General features: G+C 65.5%; 22 protein-coding genes and 1 riboswitch. Of the genes, 10 read left to right on the top strand and 12 right to left on the bottom strand.

Annotated elements, in window-relative coordinates:
• Nucleotides 1-50: 50 nt before the first annotated feature.
• Together CWS35_RS36965 and CWS35_RS36960 are read right to left on the bottom strand one after the other, a co-directional pair.
• Nucleotides 51-755, bottom strand: coding sequence for a response regulator (locus CWS35_RS36965; RefSeq protein ID WP_029879090.1), 705 nt, complete (start codon nucleotides 753-755; stop codon nucleotides 51-53).
• A 20-nt stretch (nucleotides 756-775) separates the two neighbouring features.
• On the bottom strand, nucleotides 776-1324 hold the full coding sequence (locus CWS35_RS36960; protein WP_063124463.1) for a MarR family winged helix-turn-helix transcriptional regulator: 549 nt from the start codon (nucleotides 1322-1324) through the stop codon (nucleotides 776-778).
• 326 nt (nucleotides 1325-1650) lie between these two features.
• Between CWS35_RS36960 and CWS35_RS36955 the strand changes: the two genes are divergently transcribed.
• The 4 genes from CWS35_RS36955 to CWS35_RS36940 all read left to right on the top strand — a co-directional run bounded on the left by CWS35_RS36955 (nucleotide 1651) and on the right by CWS35_RS36940 (nucleotide 5287).
• Nucleotides 1651-2730, top strand: coding sequence for a branched-chain amino acid aminotransferase (locus tag CWS35_RS36955; RefSeq protein ID WP_100955904.1), 1080 nt, complete (start codon nucleotides 1651-1653; stop codon nucleotides 2728-2730).
• A 264-nt stretch (nucleotides 2731-2994) separates the two neighbouring features.
• Nucleotides 2995-4509 (top strand): histidine--tRNA ligase, encoded by a 1515-nt coding sequence (gene hisS / locus CWS35_RS36950; protein WP_100955903.1) that lies wholly within the window; start codon nucleotides 2995-2997, stop codon nucleotides 4507-4509.
• A gap of 113 nt (nucleotides 4510-4622) precedes the next feature.
• Complete coding sequence (locus CWS35_RS36945) at nucleotides 4623-4826, top strand: tautomerase family protein (protein WP_018269806.1); 204 nt, start codon at nucleotides 4623-4625, stop codon at nucleotides 4824-4826.
• Nucleotides 4827-4879: 53 nt separating this feature from the next.
• Nucleotides 4880-5287: a thioesterase family protein gene (locus tag CWS35_RS36940; protein ID WP_100955902.1), complete on the top strand. Its 408-nt coding sequence runs from the start codon at nucleotides 4880-4882 to the stop codon at nucleotides 5285-5287.
• A gap of 7 nt (nucleotides 5288-5294) precedes the next feature.
• Here the strand turns inward: CWS35_RS36940 and proC are convergent, their stop codons facing one another.
• Nucleotides 5295-6140 carry a pyrroline-5-carboxylate reductase gene (gene proC, locus CWS35_RS36935; RefSeq protein ID WP_100955901.1) on the bottom strand — a complete coding sequence of 282 codons (846 nt, stop codon included), beginning with the start codon at nucleotides 6138-6140 and terminating at the stop codon, nucleotides 5295-5297.
• A 159-nt stretch (nucleotides 6141-6299) separates the two neighbouring features.
• Nucleotides 6300-6800: a YbjN domain-containing protein gene (locus CWS35_RS36930; protein ID WP_024581087.1), complete on the bottom strand. Its 501-nt coding sequence runs from the start codon at nucleotides 6798-6800 to the stop codon at nucleotides 6300-6302.
• A gap of 445 nt (nucleotides 6801-7245) precedes the next feature.
• Nucleotides 7246-7400, top strand: a riboswitch (FMN riboswitch).
• Between the two features lie 78 nt (nucleotides 7401-7478).
• Here CWS35_RS36930 and CWS35_RS36925 point away from each other — a divergent pair.
• Both CWS35_RS36925 and CWS35_RS36920 read left to right on the top strand, forming a co-directional pair.
• The gene (locus CWS35_RS36925) at nucleotides 7479-8060 is read left to right on the top strand and encodes a 6,7-dimethyl-8-ribityllumazine synthase (protein WP_100955900.1); all 582 of its coding nucleotides are present in this window, start codon (nucleotides 7479-7481) and stop codon (nucleotides 8058-8060) included.
• A gap of 120 nt (nucleotides 8061-8180) precedes the next feature.
• Nucleotides 8181-8987 (top strand): SDR family NAD(P)-dependent oxidoreductase, encoded by an 807-nt coding sequence (locus tag CWS35_RS36920; protein ID WP_100955899.1) that lies wholly within the window; start codon nucleotides 8181-8183, stop codon nucleotides 8985-8987.
• A 156-nt stretch (nucleotides 8988-9143) separates the two neighbouring features.
• Here the strand turns inward: CWS35_RS36920 and CWS35_RS36915 are convergent, their stop codons facing one another.
• The 8 genes from CWS35_RS36915 to CWS35_RS36875 form a co-directional block, all read right to left on the bottom strand.
• A complete protein-coding gene (locus CWS35_RS36915; RefSeq protein ID WP_024581084.1) occupies nucleotides 9144-10097 on the bottom strand; it encodes a ribose-phosphate pyrophosphokinase in 954 nt (317 codons plus the stop codon).
• A 277-nt stretch (nucleotides 10098-10374) separates the two neighbouring features.
• Nucleotides 10375-10989, bottom strand: coding sequence for a hypothetical protein (locus CWS35_RS36905; protein WP_100955897.1), 615 nt, complete (start codon nucleotides 10987-10989; stop codon nucleotides 10375-10377).
• A 119-nt stretch (nucleotides 10990-11108) separates the two neighbouring features.
• Entirely contained in the window at nucleotides 11109-12041 is a 933-nt protein-coding gene (locus tag CWS35_RS36900; RefSeq protein ID WP_100955896.1) for a MerR family transcriptional regulator, read from the bottom strand.
• Nucleotides 12042-12115: 74 nt separating this feature from the next.
• The gene (pgeF, locus tag CWS35_RS36895; RefSeq protein WP_100955895.1) at nucleotides 12116-12883 is read right to left on the bottom strand and encodes a peptidoglycan editing factor PgeF; all 768 of its coding nucleotides are present in this window, start codon (nucleotides 12881-12883) and stop codon (nucleotides 12116-12118) included.
• Entirely contained in the window at nucleotides 12880-13938 is a 1059-nt protein-coding gene (locus CWS35_RS36890) for a class I SAM-dependent methyltransferase (RefSeq protein WP_100956986.1), read from the bottom strand. The genes pgeF and CWS35_RS36890 overlap by 4 nt, the downstream gene beginning before the upstream one ends.
• 84 nt (nucleotides 13939-14022) lie before the next feature.
• Entirely contained in the window at nucleotides 14023-14880 is an 858-nt protein-coding gene (lgt, locus tag CWS35_RS36885; protein WP_100955894.1) for a prolipoprotein diacylglyceryl transferase, read from the bottom strand.
• A gap of 5 nt (nucleotides 14881-14885) precedes the next feature.
• Nucleotides 14886-15377 carry a GNAT family N-acetyltransferase gene (locus CWS35_RS36880; protein WP_100955893.1) on the bottom strand — a complete coding sequence of 164 codons (492 nt, stop codon included), beginning with the start codon at nucleotides 15375-15377 and terminating at the stop codon, nucleotides 14886-14888.
• 16 nt (nucleotides 15378-15393) lie between these two features.
• A complete protein-coding gene (locus CWS35_RS36875; RefSeq protein ID WP_100955892.1) occupies nucleotides 15394-16125 on the bottom strand; it encodes a dienelactone hydrolase family protein in 732 nt (243 codons plus the stop codon).
• A gap of 178 nt (nucleotides 16126-16303) precedes the next feature.
• Between CWS35_RS36875 and CWS35_RS36870 the strand changes: the two genes are divergently transcribed.
• The 4 genes from CWS35_RS36870 to ychF all read left to right on the top strand — a co-directional run bounded on the left by CWS35_RS36870 (nucleotide 16304) and on the right by ychF (nucleotide 19306).
• A complete protein-coding gene (locus CWS35_RS36870; protein ID WP_024581076.1) occupies nucleotides 16304-16561 on the top strand; it encodes an accessory factor UbiK family protein in 258 nt (85 codons plus the stop codon).
• Between the two features lie 196 nt (nucleotides 16562-16757).
• Nucleotides 16758-17480, top strand: a complete 723-nt coding sequence (locus CWS35_RS36865) for a 50S ribosomal protein L25/general stress protein Ctc (RefSeq protein ID WP_100955891.1) — start codon at nucleotides 16758-16760, stop codon at nucleotides 17478-17480.
• Between the two features lie 55 nt (nucleotides 17481-17535).
• The gene (pth, locus tag CWS35_RS36860) at nucleotides 17536-18150 is read left to right on the top strand and encodes an aminoacyl-tRNA hydrolase (protein ID WP_100955890.1); all 615 of its coding nucleotides are present in this window, start codon (nucleotides 17536-17538) and stop codon (nucleotides 18148-18150) included.
• A 58-nt stretch (nucleotides 18151-18208) separates the two neighbouring features.
• A complete protein-coding gene (gene ychF, locus CWS35_RS36855) occupies nucleotides 18209-19306 on the top strand; it encodes a redox-regulated ATPase YchF (protein ID WP_024581073.1) in 1098 nt (365 codons plus the stop codon).
• Nucleotides 19307-19469 lie beyond the last annotated feature (163 nt).

The following is a 19469-nucleotide window of genomic DNA, read 5'->3' as shown; positions in this document are numbered from 1 at the left end:
GCATGATCCGGAAAAGTGTGTAGCGGTTTTCCGACAAGATCATGCCCAAGTCAGGGGGCGGCCACCAGGCGATAGCCGATGCCGCGCACCGCCTGTAGGAACAGCGGATTGGCCGGATCGTGCTCGATCTTGCGGCGCAGCCGGTTGATCTGCACGTCGACCGCGCGCTCGTTGACGGTGCCGCCAGAGGTCAGCTCGGCGCGCGGCACGGTCTCGCCGGGCGCGCTCGCGAGGATGCGCAGCATCTCGCGCTCGCGGTCGGTGAGATGGATGATCTCCTCGCCCTGGCGCAGCTCGCTGCGCTCGATGTGGAAGATGTAGGGGCCGAAGGCGATCTGCTCGACAGTCACGGTCTGCGGCGGCGCGGTGCGCTTGAGGATATTGCCGATGCGCAGCACCAGCTCGCGCGGCTCGAACGGCTTGGCGACGTAATCATCGGCGCCGATCTGCAAGCCCTCGATGCGGGCCTCCGCCTCGTGGCGGGCGGTCAGCATGATGATCGGCACCGTCGAGGAACTGCGGATGAAGCGGGCGAGGTCGAAGCCGTTCTCGCCGGGCATCATCACGTCGAGGATCAAGAGGTCGAAGTGCAGTCCGAGCAGCTTGGCGCGGGCGTCGGTGGCGCTCATCGCCGTGGTGACGCGATAGCCTTCGCCGGACAGAAAGCGCGACAGCAGGTCGCGAATGCGGCGGTCGTCGTCGACCAGCAGAAGGTGCGGCGCGTCGTCGGCCGGTTCGATCGGCGCGCGCATCATGGTTGCAGCCTGCACCAGGTTCACTCCCTTGTTTTTCTGCCGCCGCCGAAGATCGCCTCGAGCACCTTGTCGGGATCGTCGCGGTCGATCATCGCGCGGAGGAACTGGCGAACCGTCTCGACGCCGGCCGGATCGATGCCGGCCACCGCGCGGTTAATGCGGTCGGTCTGCAACCCCGCGAGCTTGGCGACCAGCGCCTCGCCCTTCGGCGTGGCATAGAGCAGGCGTTGCCGGCGGTCATTGTTGCCGGTCTTCTGCACGATGTAACCCTCGTCCAGCAGCTGCTTGAGCACCCGCCCGAGCGACTGCTTGGTGATGCGCAGCACGTCGAGCAGGTCGGCGACCTTCAGCCCCGGATAACGGGTGACGAAGTGGATGACGCGGTGGTGGGCGCGGCCGAAGCCGAACGCCTCCAGCTCCTGGTCGGCGTCGCCGACGAAGTCGCGGTAGGCGAAGAACAGGAGCTCGATGATGTCCCAGCGCAGGTCGCGCGCGCCGGCCGAGGGAGAGTGGTCATCTCCCTGCGAATCGGGCTTGGCAGCCATGCCTGAGAAATTTATGTCAGTCATATTGACGTATCTTGGTCTCAATGTTACAAAACTGCCTGTCACGACGAAACATTAAGTCGTTTCGTCCCCGACAGCGTTTGAAGCGGCCTGAAAGAGCCTGTGAGGCGGTTTGGGCCGCAAATTGGACTACCGTGCGATTGTCGAGCGGCATCTCGGCAAACATACTGGACTTCAGCACTCCGCAAAAGCATGTCTAACCGGCATGTTGGCGATGGAAACCGGCCTTGCGGCCGGCGGTGACGTCCGTACCAGGCCGAGCCGGCAGGCCCGGGGGAAACACACCGGCGCCGGATATCGCGCCGGCAGCGACAGCGGAAAGCAAGAAAATGACTTTGAAATTCGACATCCAGCCTTCGCCGAACGCCACCTCCGACAAGGATCGCGCGGCGAAGCTCGTGGACCCGGGCTTCGGCCGCGTCTTCACCGACCATATGGCGATCGTCCGCTACAGCCAGGGCAAGGGCTGGCACAGCGCCCGCGTCGAGGCCCGCGCGAATTTTCCGCTCGATCCGGCCGGCGCGGTGCTGCACTACGCCCAGGAAATTTTCGAGGGCCTCAAGGCCTACAAGCGCGACGATGGCGGCGTGAACCTGTTCCGTCCGGATGCCAATGCCCGCCGCTTCCACGATTCGGCCAAGCGCATGGCGATGGCGCCGCTGCCCGAGGACGTGTTCATCGAGGCGGTCGAGCAACTGGTGCGGATCGATCGCGCCTGGATTCCGGGCGGCGAGGGCAGTCTCTATCTGCGGCCGTTCATGATCGCGAGCGAGATCTTTCTCGGCGTGAAGCCGTCGGCCGAATACATCTTCTCGGTGATCGCATCTCCGGTCGGCTCCTATTTCAAGGGCGGCCCCGCGCCGGTGTCGATCTGGGTGTCGGAGAACTACACGCGCGCCGCGATCGGCGGCACTGGCGCGGTCAAGTGCGGCGGCAATTACGCGGCCAGCCTGCGCGCGCAGGCCGAGGCGATCGATCGCGGCTGCGACCAGGTCGTGTTCCTCGATGCGGTCGAGCGCCGCTACATCGAGGAGCTCGGCGGCATGAACATCTTCTTCGCGTTCGACGACGGCTCGATCTCGACGCCGCCGCTCGGCACCATCCTGCCCGGCATCACCCGCGACTCGATCATCGCGCTCGCCAAGGATTCCGGCACCCGCGTGCGCGAGGAGCCCTATACGATCCAGCAGTGGCGCGCCGATGCCGCCAGCGGCAAGCTGAAAGAGGCGTTCGCCTGCGGCACCGCCGCCGTGATCTCGCCGATCGGCAAGGTCTGCTCGGCGAGCGGCGATTTCCAGATCAGCGGCGGCGTCGCCGGCCCGGTCGCCATGGGGCTGCGCAAGAAGCTGGTCGACATCCAGTACGGCCGCACCAACGACCCGCACAACTGGATCCGCAGCGTCGCGTAAGGTGGGTGCGCTCTCTCACTCCCTCGCCCCGGCCTTGCGGGGAGAGGGTGGGGTGAGGGGCCTTCTCTCCGCGGCACCGGATTTGAAACGGGCATCGTGCCATGCCCCTCACCCGAAATTCGCTCACGCGAATTTCGACCTCTCCCCGCAGAAGAGCGGGGCGAGGTTAAGATAGGCCGACGCTTGCTGTAGAGTGCGTCCGCTGCTAACTCGGGCTCATATGTGTAAGTCAGTTTTGACTTGCAGGCCCGACAAAGAACCCCAATGGCCGAAAAACCCAAAAAGCCCCAGAAACTGAAGGCGCGCCTGCCGCGCGGACTGGAAGATCGCGGCCCGGCCGCGATCAACGCCACGCGGGCGATGGTCGAGAAGATCCGCGCCGTCTACGAGCTCTACGGCTTCGAGCCGGTGGAGACGCCGGCGATGGAATACACCGACGCGCTCGGCAAGTTCCTGCCCGACCAGGACCGGCCCAACGAGGGCGTGTTCTCGTTCCAGGATGACGACGAGCAGTGGATCTCGCTGCGCTACGACCTCACCGCGCCGCTGGCGCGCTATGTTGCCGAGAATTTCGACGCGCTGCCGAAGCCATACCGGTCCTATCGGTTCGGCTATGTGTTCCGCAACGAGAAGCCCGGTCCCGGCCGCTTCCGCCAGTTCATGCAGTTCGACGCCGACACGGTCGGCTCGGCGACGCCTGCGGCCGACGCCGAGATCTGCATGATGGCGGCCGACACGATGGAAGCGCTCGGCATTCCGCGCGGCTCCTATGTCGTCAAGGTGAACAACCGCAAGGTGCTCGACGGTGTGCTCGAGGCGATTGGTCTCGGCGGCGAGCAGAATGCGGGCCGTCGCCTCACCGTGCTGCGTGCGATCGACAAGCTCGACAAGTTTTCCGCCGATGAAGTCCGCAAGCTGCTTGGACCCGGGCGATGGGATGGTGGTGAAGAGGGCAAGGGCGACTTCACCAAGGGCGCCGAGCTGAGCCCGGCGGATGCCGATATCGTGCTCGCCGTCACGCAACAGCGCGACGACTGGAAACAGGCGATCGCCGCGGCGGAGACCCATCTGGCGAAGAGCGAGATTGGCCAGGCCGGCGTGAGCGAGCTCGAAGAGATCGCAAAACTGGTTGCGGCGTCCGGCTATGGGGCGGATCGCATCCGCATCGATCCCACTGTCGTCCGCGGCCTCGAATACTACACCGGCCCGGTCTACGAGGTTGAGCTTCTGCTCGACACCAAGGACGAGAAGGGCCGACCGGTGCGGTTCGGCTCGGTCGGCGGCGGTGGCCGCTATGATGGCCTGGTCTCGCGCTTCCGCGGCGAGCCGGTGCCGGCGACCGGTTTCTCGATCGGCGTGTCGCGCTTGCAGGCCGCGCTGACGATGCTCGGTCAGCTCGACTCGCAAGCCGAGTTCGGTCCCGTCGTCGTCACCGTGTTCGATCGCGACCGCGTCGCCGACTATCAGAAGATGGTCGCCGAGCTGCGCCAGGCCGGCATCCGCGCCGAGCTCTATCTCGGCAATCCGAAGAACATGGGCAACCAGCTCAAATATGCCGACCGCCGCAACTCGCCCTGCGTCATCATCCAGGGCTCGGACGAGAAGGCGCGCGGCGAGGTGCAGATCAAGGATCTGATCGAGGGCGCCAAGGCTGCGGCCGCGATCGCCTCCAATCAGGAATGGCGTGAAACGCGGCCGGCGCAGTTTTCCTGTGCCGAGGCCGATCTGGTCGCCAAGGTCCGCGAGGTCCTGGCGCGGCACGGCGTGAACTGGGGATAGCTGGTGTGTCATGCGCGGGCTTGACCCGCGCGGCCATCTTCAAAAAGATGGCGCGCCTGCCGAGCCGGCGGATCGCCGGTTTGCGCGTCAACGACAACCAGGGAGATAATGCAATGCCTGAGATCACCGTGAGCATGGCCGCCGGCCGCACCGACGAGCAGAAGCTCGGCATGATGCGCGACATCACCCAGGCGCTGGTGAAGAACCTCGGCGTCGATGCCGACGCCGTCGTGATCCAGATCAACGAGGCGCCGCTGCATCACAAGATGAAGGGCGGCAAGTCGTTCGTCGAGCGCGCGGCGGCGGCGAAGAAATAATCCAGCGTCGTCGTCCCGGCCTTCGCCGGGACGACACCTTTCTTGAGGCACCAATGGACGCACGTGACTTCATCAAGATCGGCATGAGCGCCGAGCGCATGCTGGTGGTGCCGCCGGAGCGCACGGTCGGGCATTTCGTGCCGGGCATGCCGATGGTCTATGCGACGCCGATGATGATCCTCGAGATGGAGATGGCGTCGGGCGATGCCATCCGCGCGGCGTTGCAGCCCGGCTGGGTCACGGTCGGGACCGAGGTCGATATCCGCCATCTGGCGGCAGCGCTTGTCGGTGCCACCGTGCGCACCACCGCGAAAGTGATCGCGGTCGAGCGCCGCGTGATCCGCTTCGAGGTCGAGGCTTTCGAAGGCACGCGCAAGCTCGGCGAAGGCCGCCACGCGCGCGGCCTGATCAATGTCGAGAGTTTCAACAAGCGGCTGGCCGGGACTTCGGCGCAGGCGTAGCAGGCGACTACTTCGCCAATTCCTTCGAGCGCCGCGTCGCTGCGGCAATTGCGCGGGTCATCAGCGGTTGCAGGCCATCATTCGCCATCAGCACCTCCAGCGCCGCGGCCGTGGTGCCGCCGGGTGAGGTGACGTTTTGCCGCAACGTCGCCGACGGCAGATCGGAGCGGTGCAGCAGCTCGCCGGAGCCGGCGACGGTCGCACGCGCCAGCGTGGTCGCGAGCCCTTCGGGCAGGCCGGCCGCGACGCCGGCGCGGGCCAGTTCTTCGGCGAGCAGGAAGACATAGGCCGGCCCGGAGCCGGAGACCGCGGTCACCGCGTCCATCAGGCTCTCATCGTCGACCCATTCGACGAGACCGGTTGCCTTCAGCAGTGCATCCGTCATGGCGCGCTGCGCGGCGGTGACGCGCTTTGCCGGCACCGCGACCGTGATGCCGCGGCCGATCGCCGCCGGCGTGTTCGGCATCGCGCGCACGACAGCGCCGCCGACCACCTCTTCAAGAACTGACATGGTCGTGCCGGCCATGATCGAGACCACCAGCGTCGAGGGACCGACGAGGGCCTTCAGCGCGGCGCCGGCGTCGCGGAACGATTGCGGCTTCACGGCGACGACGAGCGTGTCGACCGTGCCGATCTCCTTCGCCTGCGGATTGAGCCGCACGCCCCTTGCGCCGAGCGCGGAGATATCAGGTGAAAGGTGCGGATCGATCACCACGACCTGCTGCGGCGAAAGGCCCTGCGCGAGCCAACCGGTCAGCATCGCGCCGCCCATCTTGCCCGCGCCCGCGAGCGCGATGGTGCCGGATGAACCTTTCAACGAGCTGCTGGATGTGTTCACGGCTGTCACCACCATTCGTCGTCCCGGCGAAGGCCGGGACCCATAACCACAGGCGGTTCTAGTGAAGCGAAGCGGGAGCCACAAGCAGTTTGCTTAAGCCCAGGGGCCGCGGAGTACGGGTCCCGGCCTTCGCCGGGACGACCTCGAATGTGTGGATGCGCCGGAACGAAACCCTTATGCTTCGCCCTCGGTGTCGAACATCGCCGCCGCCATCGCCTCGGCGGTCGACTTGCCGGCCCACACCACGAACTGGAACGCCGGGTAATAGCGCTCGCAGGCGTGGATCGCATTGACCACCATGGCCTCGCACTGCGCGGTGGAAGCGGTGAGGCCGCCGGGCAGCACCAGCGCCTGGCGGTGCATCACCATGCCGGTGTGGGTCCACAGGTCGAAATGGCCGACCCATAATTGTTCGTTGATCGCGGCGACCAGACGCTGCACCTCGGCGCGTCGCGCCTGCGGCATCTTCATGTCGAAGGCGCAGGCGAGATGCAGCGCATCGATCTCACCCATCCAGGTGAACGAGAGCTGATAGTCGATCCAGTCTCCCTTGGAGACGATCGTCACCTCGTCTTCGCCAGAACGCTCGAACGCCCAGTTGTTGTCGGTGGCGATATCTTCGACCACCGCAAGCGGGTTGTTCCGGGAATCGATAATGCTTTCGAGGAGGGACATGCCGTCTCGGACCTTGTTCTTATGATCGCTTGATACGCACACGGAAGCCGGCACTTGCGACATACTGCGTCGTGGCCGAGTGCAGCTCCTTGATTGGGCTTCCGGATGCCCCTGGACCTGACGCCGATGAAGTGATGTGATTTGCGGAATCCGCGCAACCGCACGCCGAGTCCGTCCACAGCCAAAGCGCGCATCGTCCACAGCTGATCTCCGCCACACTTGTGATTTTGCGAACAAATCGGAATCTTCGTGGTCGGTAAACGATTTGTTAACCATTTGCCGGCGCTGCGCCGGGTTCGTGAATCAGCCTCCCGGTGCGCTCACGTCGTCGTGCGAGAGCCGCAGCGTGCTCATGGGGACATGCCGTTTCCCCATGCCAAAGGACCTTGCCCGGCCGTCGCGGTTTGGTCATATTTCCCGTCAGGCACGTCCATTCCGGGCGTGCCGATGTTCTCAGGGCGGGGTGAAAGTCCCCACCGGCGGTAAGGGCGATGAGCCCAAGCCCGCGAGCGCCTTCGTTCCGCGAAGCGGGAGGAAGGGTCAGCAGATTCGGTGCAATTCCGAAGCCGACGGTCACAGTCCGGATGAAAGAGAACGGTTGCGGCAGCCAACGCGAGTTTCGCGTGGGCTCTTGTCGTTGTCCGTATGCCCTGATTCTGGTCCTGAAAGAGGAAAGCCATGAATCAGATGTTGCAAGACGCTGAAATCCAAGACGCTGAAGTCCAAACCCCGCAGTCGGAGCATGCTCCCGACACGCCGGCTGATCCGCCGGTGCCGGAGCATCCGCACTTCGCCAAGCCGCAGCGCGTTGCCTTCGTACAGTCGTCCTGGCACCGCGACGTGGTGGAGGAGTGTCGCATCTCGTTCCTGAAGGAGATCGAGGCGCATCACATCACCAATGTCGACGTGTTCGAGGTGCCGGGCTCGTTCGAGATCCCGCTGCACGCGCAGTTGCTGGCGAAGACACGCCGCTACACCGCGATCGTGGCGGCCGGGCTGGTCGTCGATGGTGGCATCTACCGCCACGAATTCGTCGCCGACACCGTGATCAAGGCGCTGATGGATGTGCAATTGCGCACCGAGGTGCCGGTGTTCTCGGCGGTGCTGACGCCGCAGCAATTCCACGAGACCGAGGTGCATTACGACTTCTTCCGCAAGCACTTCGTGATCAAGGGGATCGAGGTCGCGGAAGCCTGCGCCAACACGCTGCACAGCCTGGAACGTCTGCGCGGCCAGGTCGCCGCCGGGATTCCCGGCTAAGGCGCCAGCGACGTCCAAGGCCTGACACAAAAGCGATCCCGGCATGCATGCCGGGATCGCTCTCGTTTGTCGCGCGTTCGGTTATGCTGCCGGCATAATCAGAACGCGCGGGAGGCGCCCATGACCGAACAACATTCCTCCGACTGGCTCGGCCTGTCGGGCCGCGTTGCCGTCGTCACCGGCGGGGGCGGTGGCATCGGCCGCGCCACCGCCATCAGCTTCGCGCGCGCCGGCGCCAAGGTCGCCGCGCTCGATCGCGACGAGCGTGGGTTGGCGGAGACCAAGGCCCAGCTTCGCGCGTTCGGCGATAGCCATCTCGTCGCAAGCTGCGACACGACGAGCGAAGATAATGTCGCTGATGCCGCTGACGCCGTCGTGCGCACGCTCGGTGCTTGCGACATCCTCGTCAACACCGCCGCAGTGCTGCGGCCCGGCGGGCTCGATACGCTGCCGCTCGCGGAGTGGAACGCGGTGCTGGCGGTGAACCTCACCGGCTACTTCATCTGCGCGCAGGCGTTCGGCCGCCAGATGCGCAAGGCAGGACGTGGCAGCCTGATCCACGTCGCCTCGATCGCGGCCAGCAACGCGCAGGGCCAGAGCGGCGCCTATAGCGTCAGCAAGGCCGCCGTCGTGATGCTCTCGCAGCAGCTCGCTGCCGAATGGGGACCGCATGGCATCCGCAGCAATGTGGTCAGCCCCGGTCTCGTCGTCACGCCGATGAGCCAGGCATTCTACGATACGCCAGGGGTTACCGAGCGGCGCACCGCCGTGGTGCCGATGCGCCGGATCGGCGCGCCGCAGGACATGGCGGACGCCACCCTGTTCCTGGCGAGCGACAGGTCGTCCTACGTCAATGGCGAGGAGATCATCGTCGATGGCGGCTACGCGCGAACGCTGATGAGCCACGTGCCGCGGCCGGGGTTTTAGCGACGCCGCATCCACAAGCTCGGTGTCGTCCCGGCCTCGAGCCGGGACCCATAACCACGACTGCCAATTGTTGCGCAACGCTGGGGCCACAGCTCGCTTCAGCAACGCGATCCTGTGGTTATGGGTCCCGGCTTTCGCCGGGACGACAGCAATGTCTCAATCGAACAGGCTCGAGACCGACTCTTCCGCCGCGGTACGGCCGATCGCTTCGGCGATCAGGCCGGCGATCGAGATGGTGCGGATGTTCGGGGCCTTGTTGACGGCTTCCGTCGGCAGGATCGAGTCGGTGATGACCAGCTCCTTCAGCCGCGACGAGGCGATGCGCGCGGCGGCGCCGCCGGACAGCACGCCGTGGGTGATGTAGGCCGAGACCTCCTTGGCGCCGTGCGCGATCAGCGCCTCGGCGGCGTTCACCAGCGTGCCGCCGGAGTCGACGATGTCGTCGACCAGGATGCAATTGTAACCGGCGACGTCGCCGATCACGTTCATCACCTCGGACTCACCCGGACGCTCGCGGCGCTTGTCGACGATCGCGAGCGGGGTGTTGATGCGCTTGGCAAGTCCGCGCGCACGGGCCACGCCGCCGACGTCGGGCGACACCACCATCACCTTGGCGAGGTCGAACCGTTCACGGATGTCGCGCACCATCAGGGGAGCCGCGAACAGATTGTCGGTCGGGATATCGAAGAAGCCCTGGATCTGGCCGGCATGCAGGTCGAGCGTCATGACGCGGTCGACGCCGGCATGGGCGATCAGGTTGGCGACCAGCTTGGCCGAGATCGGCGTGCGCGAGCCGGAACGGCGGTCCTGCCTGGCGTAGCCGAAATAGGGGATCACCGCCGTGATGCGGCGCGCCGAGGAACGGCGCAGCGCGTCGGTGATGATCAGCAATTCCATCAAATTGTCGTTGGCCGGAAACGACGTCGATTGCAGGATGAACATGTCCGAGCCGCGGACGTTCTCCTGGATCTCGACGAAGATCTCCATGTCGGCGAAACGCCGGACCACGGCCTTGGTCAGTTCGATGCCAAGGCCCTTGGCGATGTCCTGCGCCAGCGCAGGATTGGAGTTGCCGGCGACGAGCTTGATTGATCCGTTCTTTGCCGACATCGATGCTTCCCCCCGCGCCTTGCTGGATACGACGTTCAGCATCTCAAGTCCTTACAGAACCGGCGGGTTTTCGGTGCGCGAGGGAATATCAGGCAGGCGCATCCGCTGGCAACCCATTAGCCCGGTTTCGCCGCCGTTTTCCTGGGCAAAAAGCGCGCTTCCCCGGGAGATAACGGGGTTCAGAGCCCCGTTCCGGTGGAAACGGATCGGGGCCCCAGGTTCTTGTCGTGACGCGTTTTCCTCACGCGAACCGGTATCCAATTCGCTCGAAAACGCTTCAATTGGCGGAATAGCCGAGCGCCACGGTCTCGGGCGCGGCGGGGGCCGGGGCGCTGGCCACCGTCGGCCCACGGAGCTCCGGTGCCGGGGCCGGGCCGTCTGCCGGGCCGCCATTGATCATGCTGGAGAGGCCGCTGAGGCCGGCCTGGGCGATCCTGCGCAGCACCAGATCGTCGGCGGCGCCCCAGGCGTCGCGGCCGGCCTTGCCGGCGGGCTCTTCGCCCGAGAGGCGGAGCGCGCGCTGCTGGTTGCTGTCGTAAACGTCCCAGACCCATGCGATCATGGTGCGGCCGCGCACCACCTGCGCCGACAAATAGCTGCGCACGCGATAGGCCGCAGCACCCTCGCGCGACACGATCGACAGGCTGCGCAGCTTGGATTCGCTGTCGAGCACGCCGACCATGCGGTCGAACACTTGCGGCGGCGGGCCGTCGATCGATTCGAATGCGACGGTCGCGCCGCTGCTCGCCGGGGTGGCCATGGCGTAGGAGTCGGCCACATTGCCGCCGGCCGCGCAGCCGCCGAGCGCGCACGCAATCGCCAGCCACGTGACTGCGAGCGTGGCACGCACGACTGTCCCAGTTTGAAACTGGTGGTTTGACGCTTCCCTCATTGCGTCCTGCGATATCGTTAAAACGGCTTAACGTCTAGGGCAGGACGGCCACAGCCCTTAACCGATCCGGCGGGGCTGTGGCGCTGGGGAGGACCGAATTCCTCGCCGATGCACCCGGCTCAGTCGGCCAGATGATGCTGCATGGCCTCGGTGATCCAGGTCCATTCCCGGTTGGGACTGCCGCAGGGCGGCTGGCCGCGCATGATGGCGACCAGTTCCCAATAACGGGCCGCGCGTGCGTCATGCAGCGCATATTTGCTGCGAAGCCAGTTGCGGAAGGCGAGGTCCGGCTGTCGCCCCAGCAGCCGGGCCGACGTCTCCATCCACTCATGGGCCAGCGCCTTGCCGGTGTCCGAACCCGGTTCGAGGCCATCGGCGATCGCCTGCTGCGCCCGCGTCAGCATCGGCTCGCTGGCCTTTTGCCAGGCGGAGGGATCGAGCACGTCGCGATCCCAGACGTCGCTGGCATTGGCGCGCATGTTGGCGACAAAGGACGGATCGTTGAGGATCGCGGACAGTTCGATCCATGCATCGCATTGCTCGGGCGTCGGCTCATCCGGCAATTCGGGCACCGTCGTCTCGATCATCTGCCGCACCCAGTCGCGGTCGATATTGATGCCGTCGGACACTTTCTCAAAAAAGCGTTCGACGACGTTGCGGCGCTCAGCGCGGGACAGCTGCGTCATGGTCAGGAATCTCCTCAAATCTGCTTCGGTGAGTTGCGGTGAACGCAACGCAGCCCGCAGGGCCGAGGCGACGCGGCGCTGCGCCGCGATCTCCGCTTCCAGCGTATCGAGGCGGAGCTTCAGTGCTTCGACGAGCGAGAGTTCCTTGGTCAGGACCTCACGGATGGCGTCGAGACCGAGCCCCGCGTCGCGCAGGCATCGGATCAGGTCGAGGCGAACCAGTTCGTCGTCGGTGAAGACGCGATAGCCGCTCGCGGTGCGGCCGGCCGGCGGCAGCAAGCCCTGATCCGAATAGAAGCGGAGCTTCCGAACACTCATTCCGCTGAGCCGTGCCGCCTCGCCGATGCTGTAGGTGCGTTGTGTCATGCGCCGCTTGTCCGGTCTCCAGCAGGTGGAGAGTCAAGCCGCTTGTCGCACAAAAATGGCGAGACTGCCCGGCGTCAGCCTTCCAGCGCGATGGCGTGGACGTGGCGGCCGTAATCGGCTTCCTTGCGGTGCACGGAGCGGCGATAGCTGAAGCAGCGCTCGTCGGAATAGGTGTCGATGCCGAGGTCGTCGATCATCAGCACGCCGGCGTTCTCCAGCCGCATGCGGATGAAACCGGCGAGATCGAACATCGCATGACCGTCGCGCTCGGTGGGCATGAAGAACATGCCGTTCTCGGCATCGGCCTCGATGAAGCGCGTCACGAATTCGTTGCCGACCTCGTAGGATTCCTTGCGGATCAACGGCCCGATCGCGGCGACGATGCCGCCGCGCTCGGCACCGAGCTTCTCCATCGCATCGATGGTCGATTCCAGCACGCCGGTCAGCGCGCCCTTCCAGCCGGCATGCGCGGCGCCGATCACCCGCGCATGGGGATCGACGAACAGGATCGGGCCGCAATCGGCCGTCGTGACCGAGATCGCAAGGCCCTCGGTGCGCGTGACGAGGGCATCGGCCTTCGGGCGCGCAGCGCCGTTCCACGGGCCGCTCACGGCCACGACGTCGGGCGAATGAACCTGATGCACGCTGATCAGATGGTCGGACGGCACGCCGAGTTGCGCCGCCATCCGCCGCCGGTTCTCCGCGACCTTGGCCGGATCGTCGTGCGAGCCGAGCCCGCCATTGAGGCCGGCATAGATGCCTTCGGAGACGCCGCCCTCGCGCGAGAAGAAGGCGTGGCGCAGGCCCGGAATGGCCGACAGCAGCGGTGATCCCAATGTCATTGTTCGGTCTCGTCAGGCTGATCGCTGAGACCTGCGATCGAGGTGAGGCGCGGGTCGGAGATGGCCATGACCTTGAACATCGAGCCCATCCCGCCGCGCCCGGAATCGGTGAGGCGCTTCAGCGCGCTGGCGACGTCGGCGGAGACCTCCGGCGTCGCCTTGGCCATCAGTCCGGCGGCCCGCGCCTCGACGCCGAGACGCTTGAGGAAATCGCCCTGGGTTGCCGGCCCGTGCACATGTGCGCCGACATCCTCGGCAGCCTGCGCCAACGCCTGGAAATCGACATGCGCAGTCACGTCGGCCTGCCCCGGGTTCTTCAAGGGGTCGGCGAAGCTGTGGCGCGCGATCGCCTGGAAGGTGTCGCCGGCGTCGCTGCGCAGATGGCCGTAATCGATGATCAGCGCGGCGCCGTCCTGGTCGCGCACCCGCGTCGCCAGCTTCATGATCTCGTTGTCGGGCCGCCACTCGAACACCGCGCCGAGCGGGGCGGCGCGCACCAGCGGCGGCAGCAGCACCTCGAAATGCGGCGTCGGCTCGGCAGCAGGCGCGAAATACAGGCTGCCATTGACATCCATTCCGACCGTGCGCTCGTGCCAGCCGGTCTCGCGCCGGACCATCTGGTGCACCGGCAGCACGTCGAAATATTCGTTGGCGAGGATCACCGCCGGTCCCTCGGGCACATCGTCGATGCTGTCGTGCCAGGTGACGTTGCGCACGCCCGTCAGCGTCGCGCGCTGCTTCTCGCGCAGCACCGGATTGACTTCGACGAGGTGGATGCTGAGCGACTGGTAGAGCGGCGGCAGCACGCGCAGCGCACGCAGCGCGTCCGACATCATGGTGCCGCGGCCGGGGCCGAGCTCGATCAGGCGGAGCGTCTCCGGCGAGCCGATCGCGCGCCAGATCGAGGCGCTCCACAGGCCGAGCAGCTCGCCGAACATCTGGCTGACCTCGGGCGAGGTGGTGAAATCGCCCTCGCGGCCCAGCGGATCGCGCGACAGGTAATAGCCGTAGCGCGGATGCATCAGGCACAATTCCATGTAGCGCCAGACCGGCATCGGCCCGGACAGCTTGATCAGCTTCCTGATCTCATCCAGCAGCGGGGAGGGTTCGCTCACGGCGTTCCTTGGATTGTACGTGCGCTACGTTGAACTTGTTGTCGTCGAGCCCGGCGCCGGCCCGTCCGGCTTGCGGCGGAGAGCGGCGGTGATGATGATAGCGCCGACAATGATCATTGGCACGGACAGCAGCATCCCCATGGTTAATCCGCCCCACAGGAAGCCGAGCTGCGGATCGGGCTCCCTGAAATGCTCGCCGATGATCCGGGCAATGCCGTAGATCGCAATGAAGCTGCCGAGGATCAGGCCGGGCCGCTTCAGCGCCCCGAGCCGGATCATGATCGCCAGCGCGGTAAACAGTACGATGCCCTCGAGGCCGGCCTCATAGAGCTGGCTCGGATGGCGCGGCAGCGGCCCGCCATTGGGGAAGATCATGGCCCAGGGCAGGCTTGGATCGGCGTAGCGGCCCCACAATTCGCTGTTGATGAAATTGGCGATCCGGCCGAGGAACAGGCCGATCGGCGCGACCGCGGTGGTGATGTCGCCGAGCGACAGGATCGGGATGTTGTTGCGGCGGGCAAACAGCATCACCGCGGCGACGCAGCCGAGGAAGCCGCCGTGGAACGACATGCCGCCCTTCCACAATTCGAGGATCTCGGAGGGGTGCGCGATGAAGAACGGCAGATTGTAGAACAGCACGTAGCCGGTGCGGCCACCGACGATGATGCCGATGGTGACCCAGAGGATGAAATCGTCGAGCTGCGGCAGCGTGATCGGCGCCGGGCCGCCCCACAGCCGGTCCTTCTTGATCAGCGAGCGGGCGTAGATCCAGCCCAGCACGATGCCGACGATATAGGCCAGCGCATACCAGCGGATCACGATCGGCCCGAGCGAGAGCGCGATGGGGTCGAACACTGGAAAGTCGATCAGCAGGAACGGCATCGGGATCAGAGCGCTTTCGTGTAGACGGCGTAGGGCACGCCATGAATTGGCGGAGCGTCATGGAGCTTGCTGAAGCCCATCTTCAGATACATCGGCAAGGCGACCGTCATGATGGGGCTCGTGTGAAGCGCGATGGTCCGGCACCGGTCGCGCCGCGCTCTGGCAAGGCATTCCGACGTCAACGCATGCCCGAGTCCCTTGCCCCTGTCGACGGGGTCGACGACCAGCATCCGGATGACCGGCCATGACTGGTCGAAGAATGCGGCCTTTTTGACGCCGGGCCCGAAATAGCCGACTGCGCCGGCAAGCCGTTGGCCGAGATCGGCGACGACGATCTCGCCGCTGGAACTCAGCTCGGAGCTTCGCGACAGGCCGGCGCGCATCGCCGGCCAGTCGTCGAAGGCGTGGCGGAATTGGTCGAAGGCGGCAACTGCGAGCCGGTTGACCTCGTCGGCATCGGAGCTTCGATAGTCTCGAATGCGCGCGCGGTCGGCCATCCCGGCTTTTGCGGCCTCAGACCAGGTTGCGGCGGTAGAGCGCGAGCAACCGCTCCCAGTGCCGTTCGGCGGCGTCGCGGTCGTAGACCGGGCGCTTGGGGAAGGCGAAGCCGTGATGCGTGCCGGGATAGATCTCGACCTCGTTGTTCGAGCCCTTCATGCCCGCCTTGACCTGCTCGATGATCTCGGCCGGCGCGTAGATGTCGGTCTCGGCGCAGGCGAAATACAGCTCGGCCTTGGTCTTCTGCGCGGCGAGATGCGGGCTGTCCGGCTGGTCGGTTGCCAGATGCGTGCCGTAGATCGAGGCCGCGGCCTTGACCCGATCGCCGAAATGCGTGGCGGCGTTCACCGCGTAGCGACCGCTCATGCAATAGCCGACGGTGCCGATGATCTTGGTATTGGCGGCCTTCTGCGTCTCGGCGTAGGCGAGCAGGCCCTTGGTGTCTTCCATGACCAGCGGAATGTTGAGCGAGTGCATCAGCTCGAACATGCGCTTGCGCTCCGGCGATTCCGGATCCGGATTGATCGGGCCGAGCTCCATCACGCCGGCGCGGTAATACATATTGGGCAGCATCACGTAATAGCCCGAGGTGCCGAGCCGCCGCGCCATGTCGCGCAGCTCCTCGCGGATCGCCGGCGCATCCATGTAGAAGATGACGACCGGGAAGGGGCCGCCGCGCTCGGGATGGGTGATGAAGGTGGTGGTCTTGCCGTCCTTGGTCGGGATCTCGACGGTGTGCTCGATCATGACGTTTCTGCTCGCGTTGTGATGTGCGATTTCTGTTGTGAGTTCATACGATTGCAAGGAAACCGGAGCATGACAAGGCAAGCTCCCGCGAGATCTGCCATTCGCGGCGGACTTGAACCCGATGGCGGGGATCGCCATTGTCTTATCGCGATTCAGTGAACGCGGAGAGTTTTGCCAGATGACCCAGACCAGCAACCGGTTCTTCGATGAGATCGGCCGTCTGATGAACGATGCCGCCGGCGCCGCCCAGGGCGTCAAGCGCGAGGTCGACACGGTCATGCGCAACCAGGCCGAACGCATCCTGCGCGACCTCGACGTGGTCAAGCGCGAGGAGTTCGACGCGGTCAAGGACATGGCCCGCCTGGCGCGCGAGGAGAACGAGGCGCTGAAGGCCCGGATCGCGGCGCTGGAAGCCAAGCTCGGTGGTGCCGGCTAGGCAAATCGCTCTATCCGGGCTACGGCCTCGCGTCTCGCGGCGCGCAAGAAAAATCCCTTCATTTCCTTGTCATTTCGGCCCTTTGGGGCTAAAAGCCCGCCACGTCCGCGGCCCCCGCACCCCTGGAGGCTTGCTGTGGACTTGAGCATGGGCCGCGCTGCGGCCTTTAACTTTTTAAATACAAGGACTTAACGCTATGGCGACCGTCAAGGAATTGAAGGCGACCGCGCGTCCGAAGAGCGGCAAGGGGGCCGCCCGGGCAGAGCGTCGCGCCGGGAGAGTTCCCGGAGTGATCTACGGAGACAACCAGCCCCCCGTCACCATCTCGGTCGACGATCGTGAACTGCGCCAGCGCATCCTGGCGGGCCGGTTCCTGACCACGCTGTTCGATATCGATATCGAGGGCAAGAAGCACCGCGTGATTCCGCGCGACTACCACCTCGACCCGGTCAAGGACTTCCCGCTCCATGTCGACTTCATGCGGCTCGGCGAAGGCGCGACCATCCGCGTCAGCGTGCCGCTGCACGTCGTGAACGCGGAAGCCGCCCCGGGCATCAAGCGCGGTGGCACCGTGAACATCGTCACCCACGCGCTCGAACTGGAGTGCGCGGTCGACAACATTCCGCAATACATCGAAGCCGATGTCGGCAGCCTCGAGATCAGCCACTCGCTGCATCTCACCGACGTCAAGCTGCCCAAGGGCGTGAAGTCGCTGACCCGCGAGGACGCAACCCTGGTCACCATCGTGCCGCCGTCCGGCTACGCCGAAGAGCAGAAGGCCGCGGCTGCGGCGGCTGCTGGTGGCGCTGCTCCGGCCGCGGGTGCTGCGGCTCCGGCCGCTGCCGCTCCGGCTGCGGGTGCTTCGGCTCCGGCCGCGGGTGCCAAGGCTCCCGCCGGCGGTGGCGACAAGAAGAAGTAACCGATCAGGTCGGCGCGCGGTCATCTGACGGCGCGCCGATGCGGGATACCGTGCCATGCGCCTTTTTGTTGGTCTTGGTAATCCCGGTGCGAAATACGCCAGCAACCGGCACAATATCGGTTTCCTGGCAGTCGATGAGATTGCACGGCGTCATGGTTTCGCACCATGGCGCCGTCGCTTTCAGGGCGAGACCTCCGAGGGCGTGGTCGATCGTGAGAAGGTCGTGCTGCTGAAGCCGACCACCTACATGAACGAGTCCGGGCGCGCGGTGCAGGAAGCGGCGAACTTCTTCAAGCTCGCCCCCGCCGACATCACCGTATTCCAGGACGAGCTCGAACTGCCGCCGGCCAAGGTGCGGGTCAAGATCGGCGGCGGGATCGCCGGCCATAACGGGCTGCGCTCGATCTCCGCACATATCGGCAACGAGTACCGGCGGGTGCGGCTCGGGATCGGTCATCCCGGCGTCAAGGAGCTCGTGCACAGCCACGTGCTGTCGGACTTCGCCAAGAGCGACCGGGCGTGGGTGGAGGCCTTGTGCCAGGCCGTCGCCGACAATGCCGGATTGCTGGCCGCGGGGCAGGACGCCTCGTTCGCCAACAAGGTGCATCTGACGATGCAGGCCAAGGGATTTTTCGACAAGGGTGAGAACGGCGGCGACAGGCCGGCCTGATCTCCTTGTGGTCATGCCCGGCGCGAGCCGGACGCGACCAAGCTGGACAGAGGAAGACATGGGATTCAAATGCGGGATCGTCGGGCTGCCTAACGTCGGCAAGTCGACGTTGTTCAATGCGCTGACCGAGACGGCGGCCGCCCAGGCGGCGAACTATCCGTTCTGCACCATCGAGCCGAATGTCGGCGAGGTGGCGGTGCCCGATCCGCGGCTGGAGAAGCTGTCGGCGATCGCGAAATCCGCGCAGATCATCCCGACCCGGCTGACCTTCGTCGATATCGCCGGCTTGGTGCGCGGCGCCTCGCAGGGCGAAGGCCTCGGCAACCAGTTCCTCGCCAACATCCGCGAAGTCGACGCCATCGCCCATGTGGTGCGCTGCTTCGAGGATTCCGACATCACCCATGTCGAAGGCAAGATCGCGCCGCTCGCCGACATCGAGACCATCGAGACCGAGCTGATGCTCTCCGACCTCGACAGCCTGGAGAAGCGCGTCGACAATCTGTCGAAAAAGGCCAAGGGCAACGACAAGGAGGCCAAGGAGCAGCTCGAGCTGGTCAATCGCGCGCTGGTGCTGCTGCGCGACGGCAAGCCGGCCCGCGGTATGGAACGCAAGCCGGAGGAGGAGCGGGCGTTCCGCATGCTCGGCCTCCTGACCTCGAAGCCCGTGCTCTATGTCTGCAACGTCGAGGAAGGCTCGGCCAAGGACGGCAACAATTTCTCCAAGGCGGTGTTCGAGCGTGCGAAGGCGGAGGGCGCGGTCGCGGTCGTGATCTCGGCCAAGATCGAATCCGAGATCGCGACGCTGTCGCGCGAAGAGCGTGTCGACTTCCTGGAGACGCTGGGCCTCGAAGAGGCCGGGCTCGATCGCCTGATCCGCGCCGGCTACCAGCTGCTCGACCTCATCACCTATTTCACCGTCGGCCCGAAGGAGGCCCGCGCCTGGACCATCGACCGCGGCACCAAGGCACCCGCCGCCGCCGGCGTGATCCATACCGATTTCGAGAAGGGCTTCATCCGCGCCGAGACCATCGCCTATGCCGACTACATCGCCGGCAACGGCGAAGCCGGTGCGCGCGACGCCGGCAAGCTGCGGCTCGAAGGCAAGGACTACGTCGTCGCCGACGGCGACGTGATGCATTTCCGGTTCAATACCTGATCGGCGATTTTTAGCGGCGCTCAAGGCGGCAGTGAATTAAGCGCCGCTTTCTCCCCACGTCGTCCCGGGCAAGCGAAGCGTGACCCGGGACCCATAACCACAGGGAGTGGTTATCAAGCACGCTGGGGCCCTAGCTCACGCAAACAACCAAGTCCTGTGGTTA

The sequence above is a fragment of the Bradyrhizobium sp. SK17 genome, from assembly GCF_002831585.1.
GTDB lineage: Bacteria > Pseudomonadota > Alphaproteobacteria > Rhizobiales > Xanthobacteraceae > Bradyrhizobium.
The sequence above is the reverse complement of the archived record's forward strand: the minus strand, read 5'-3'. Positions and strand labels throughout refer to the sequence as shown.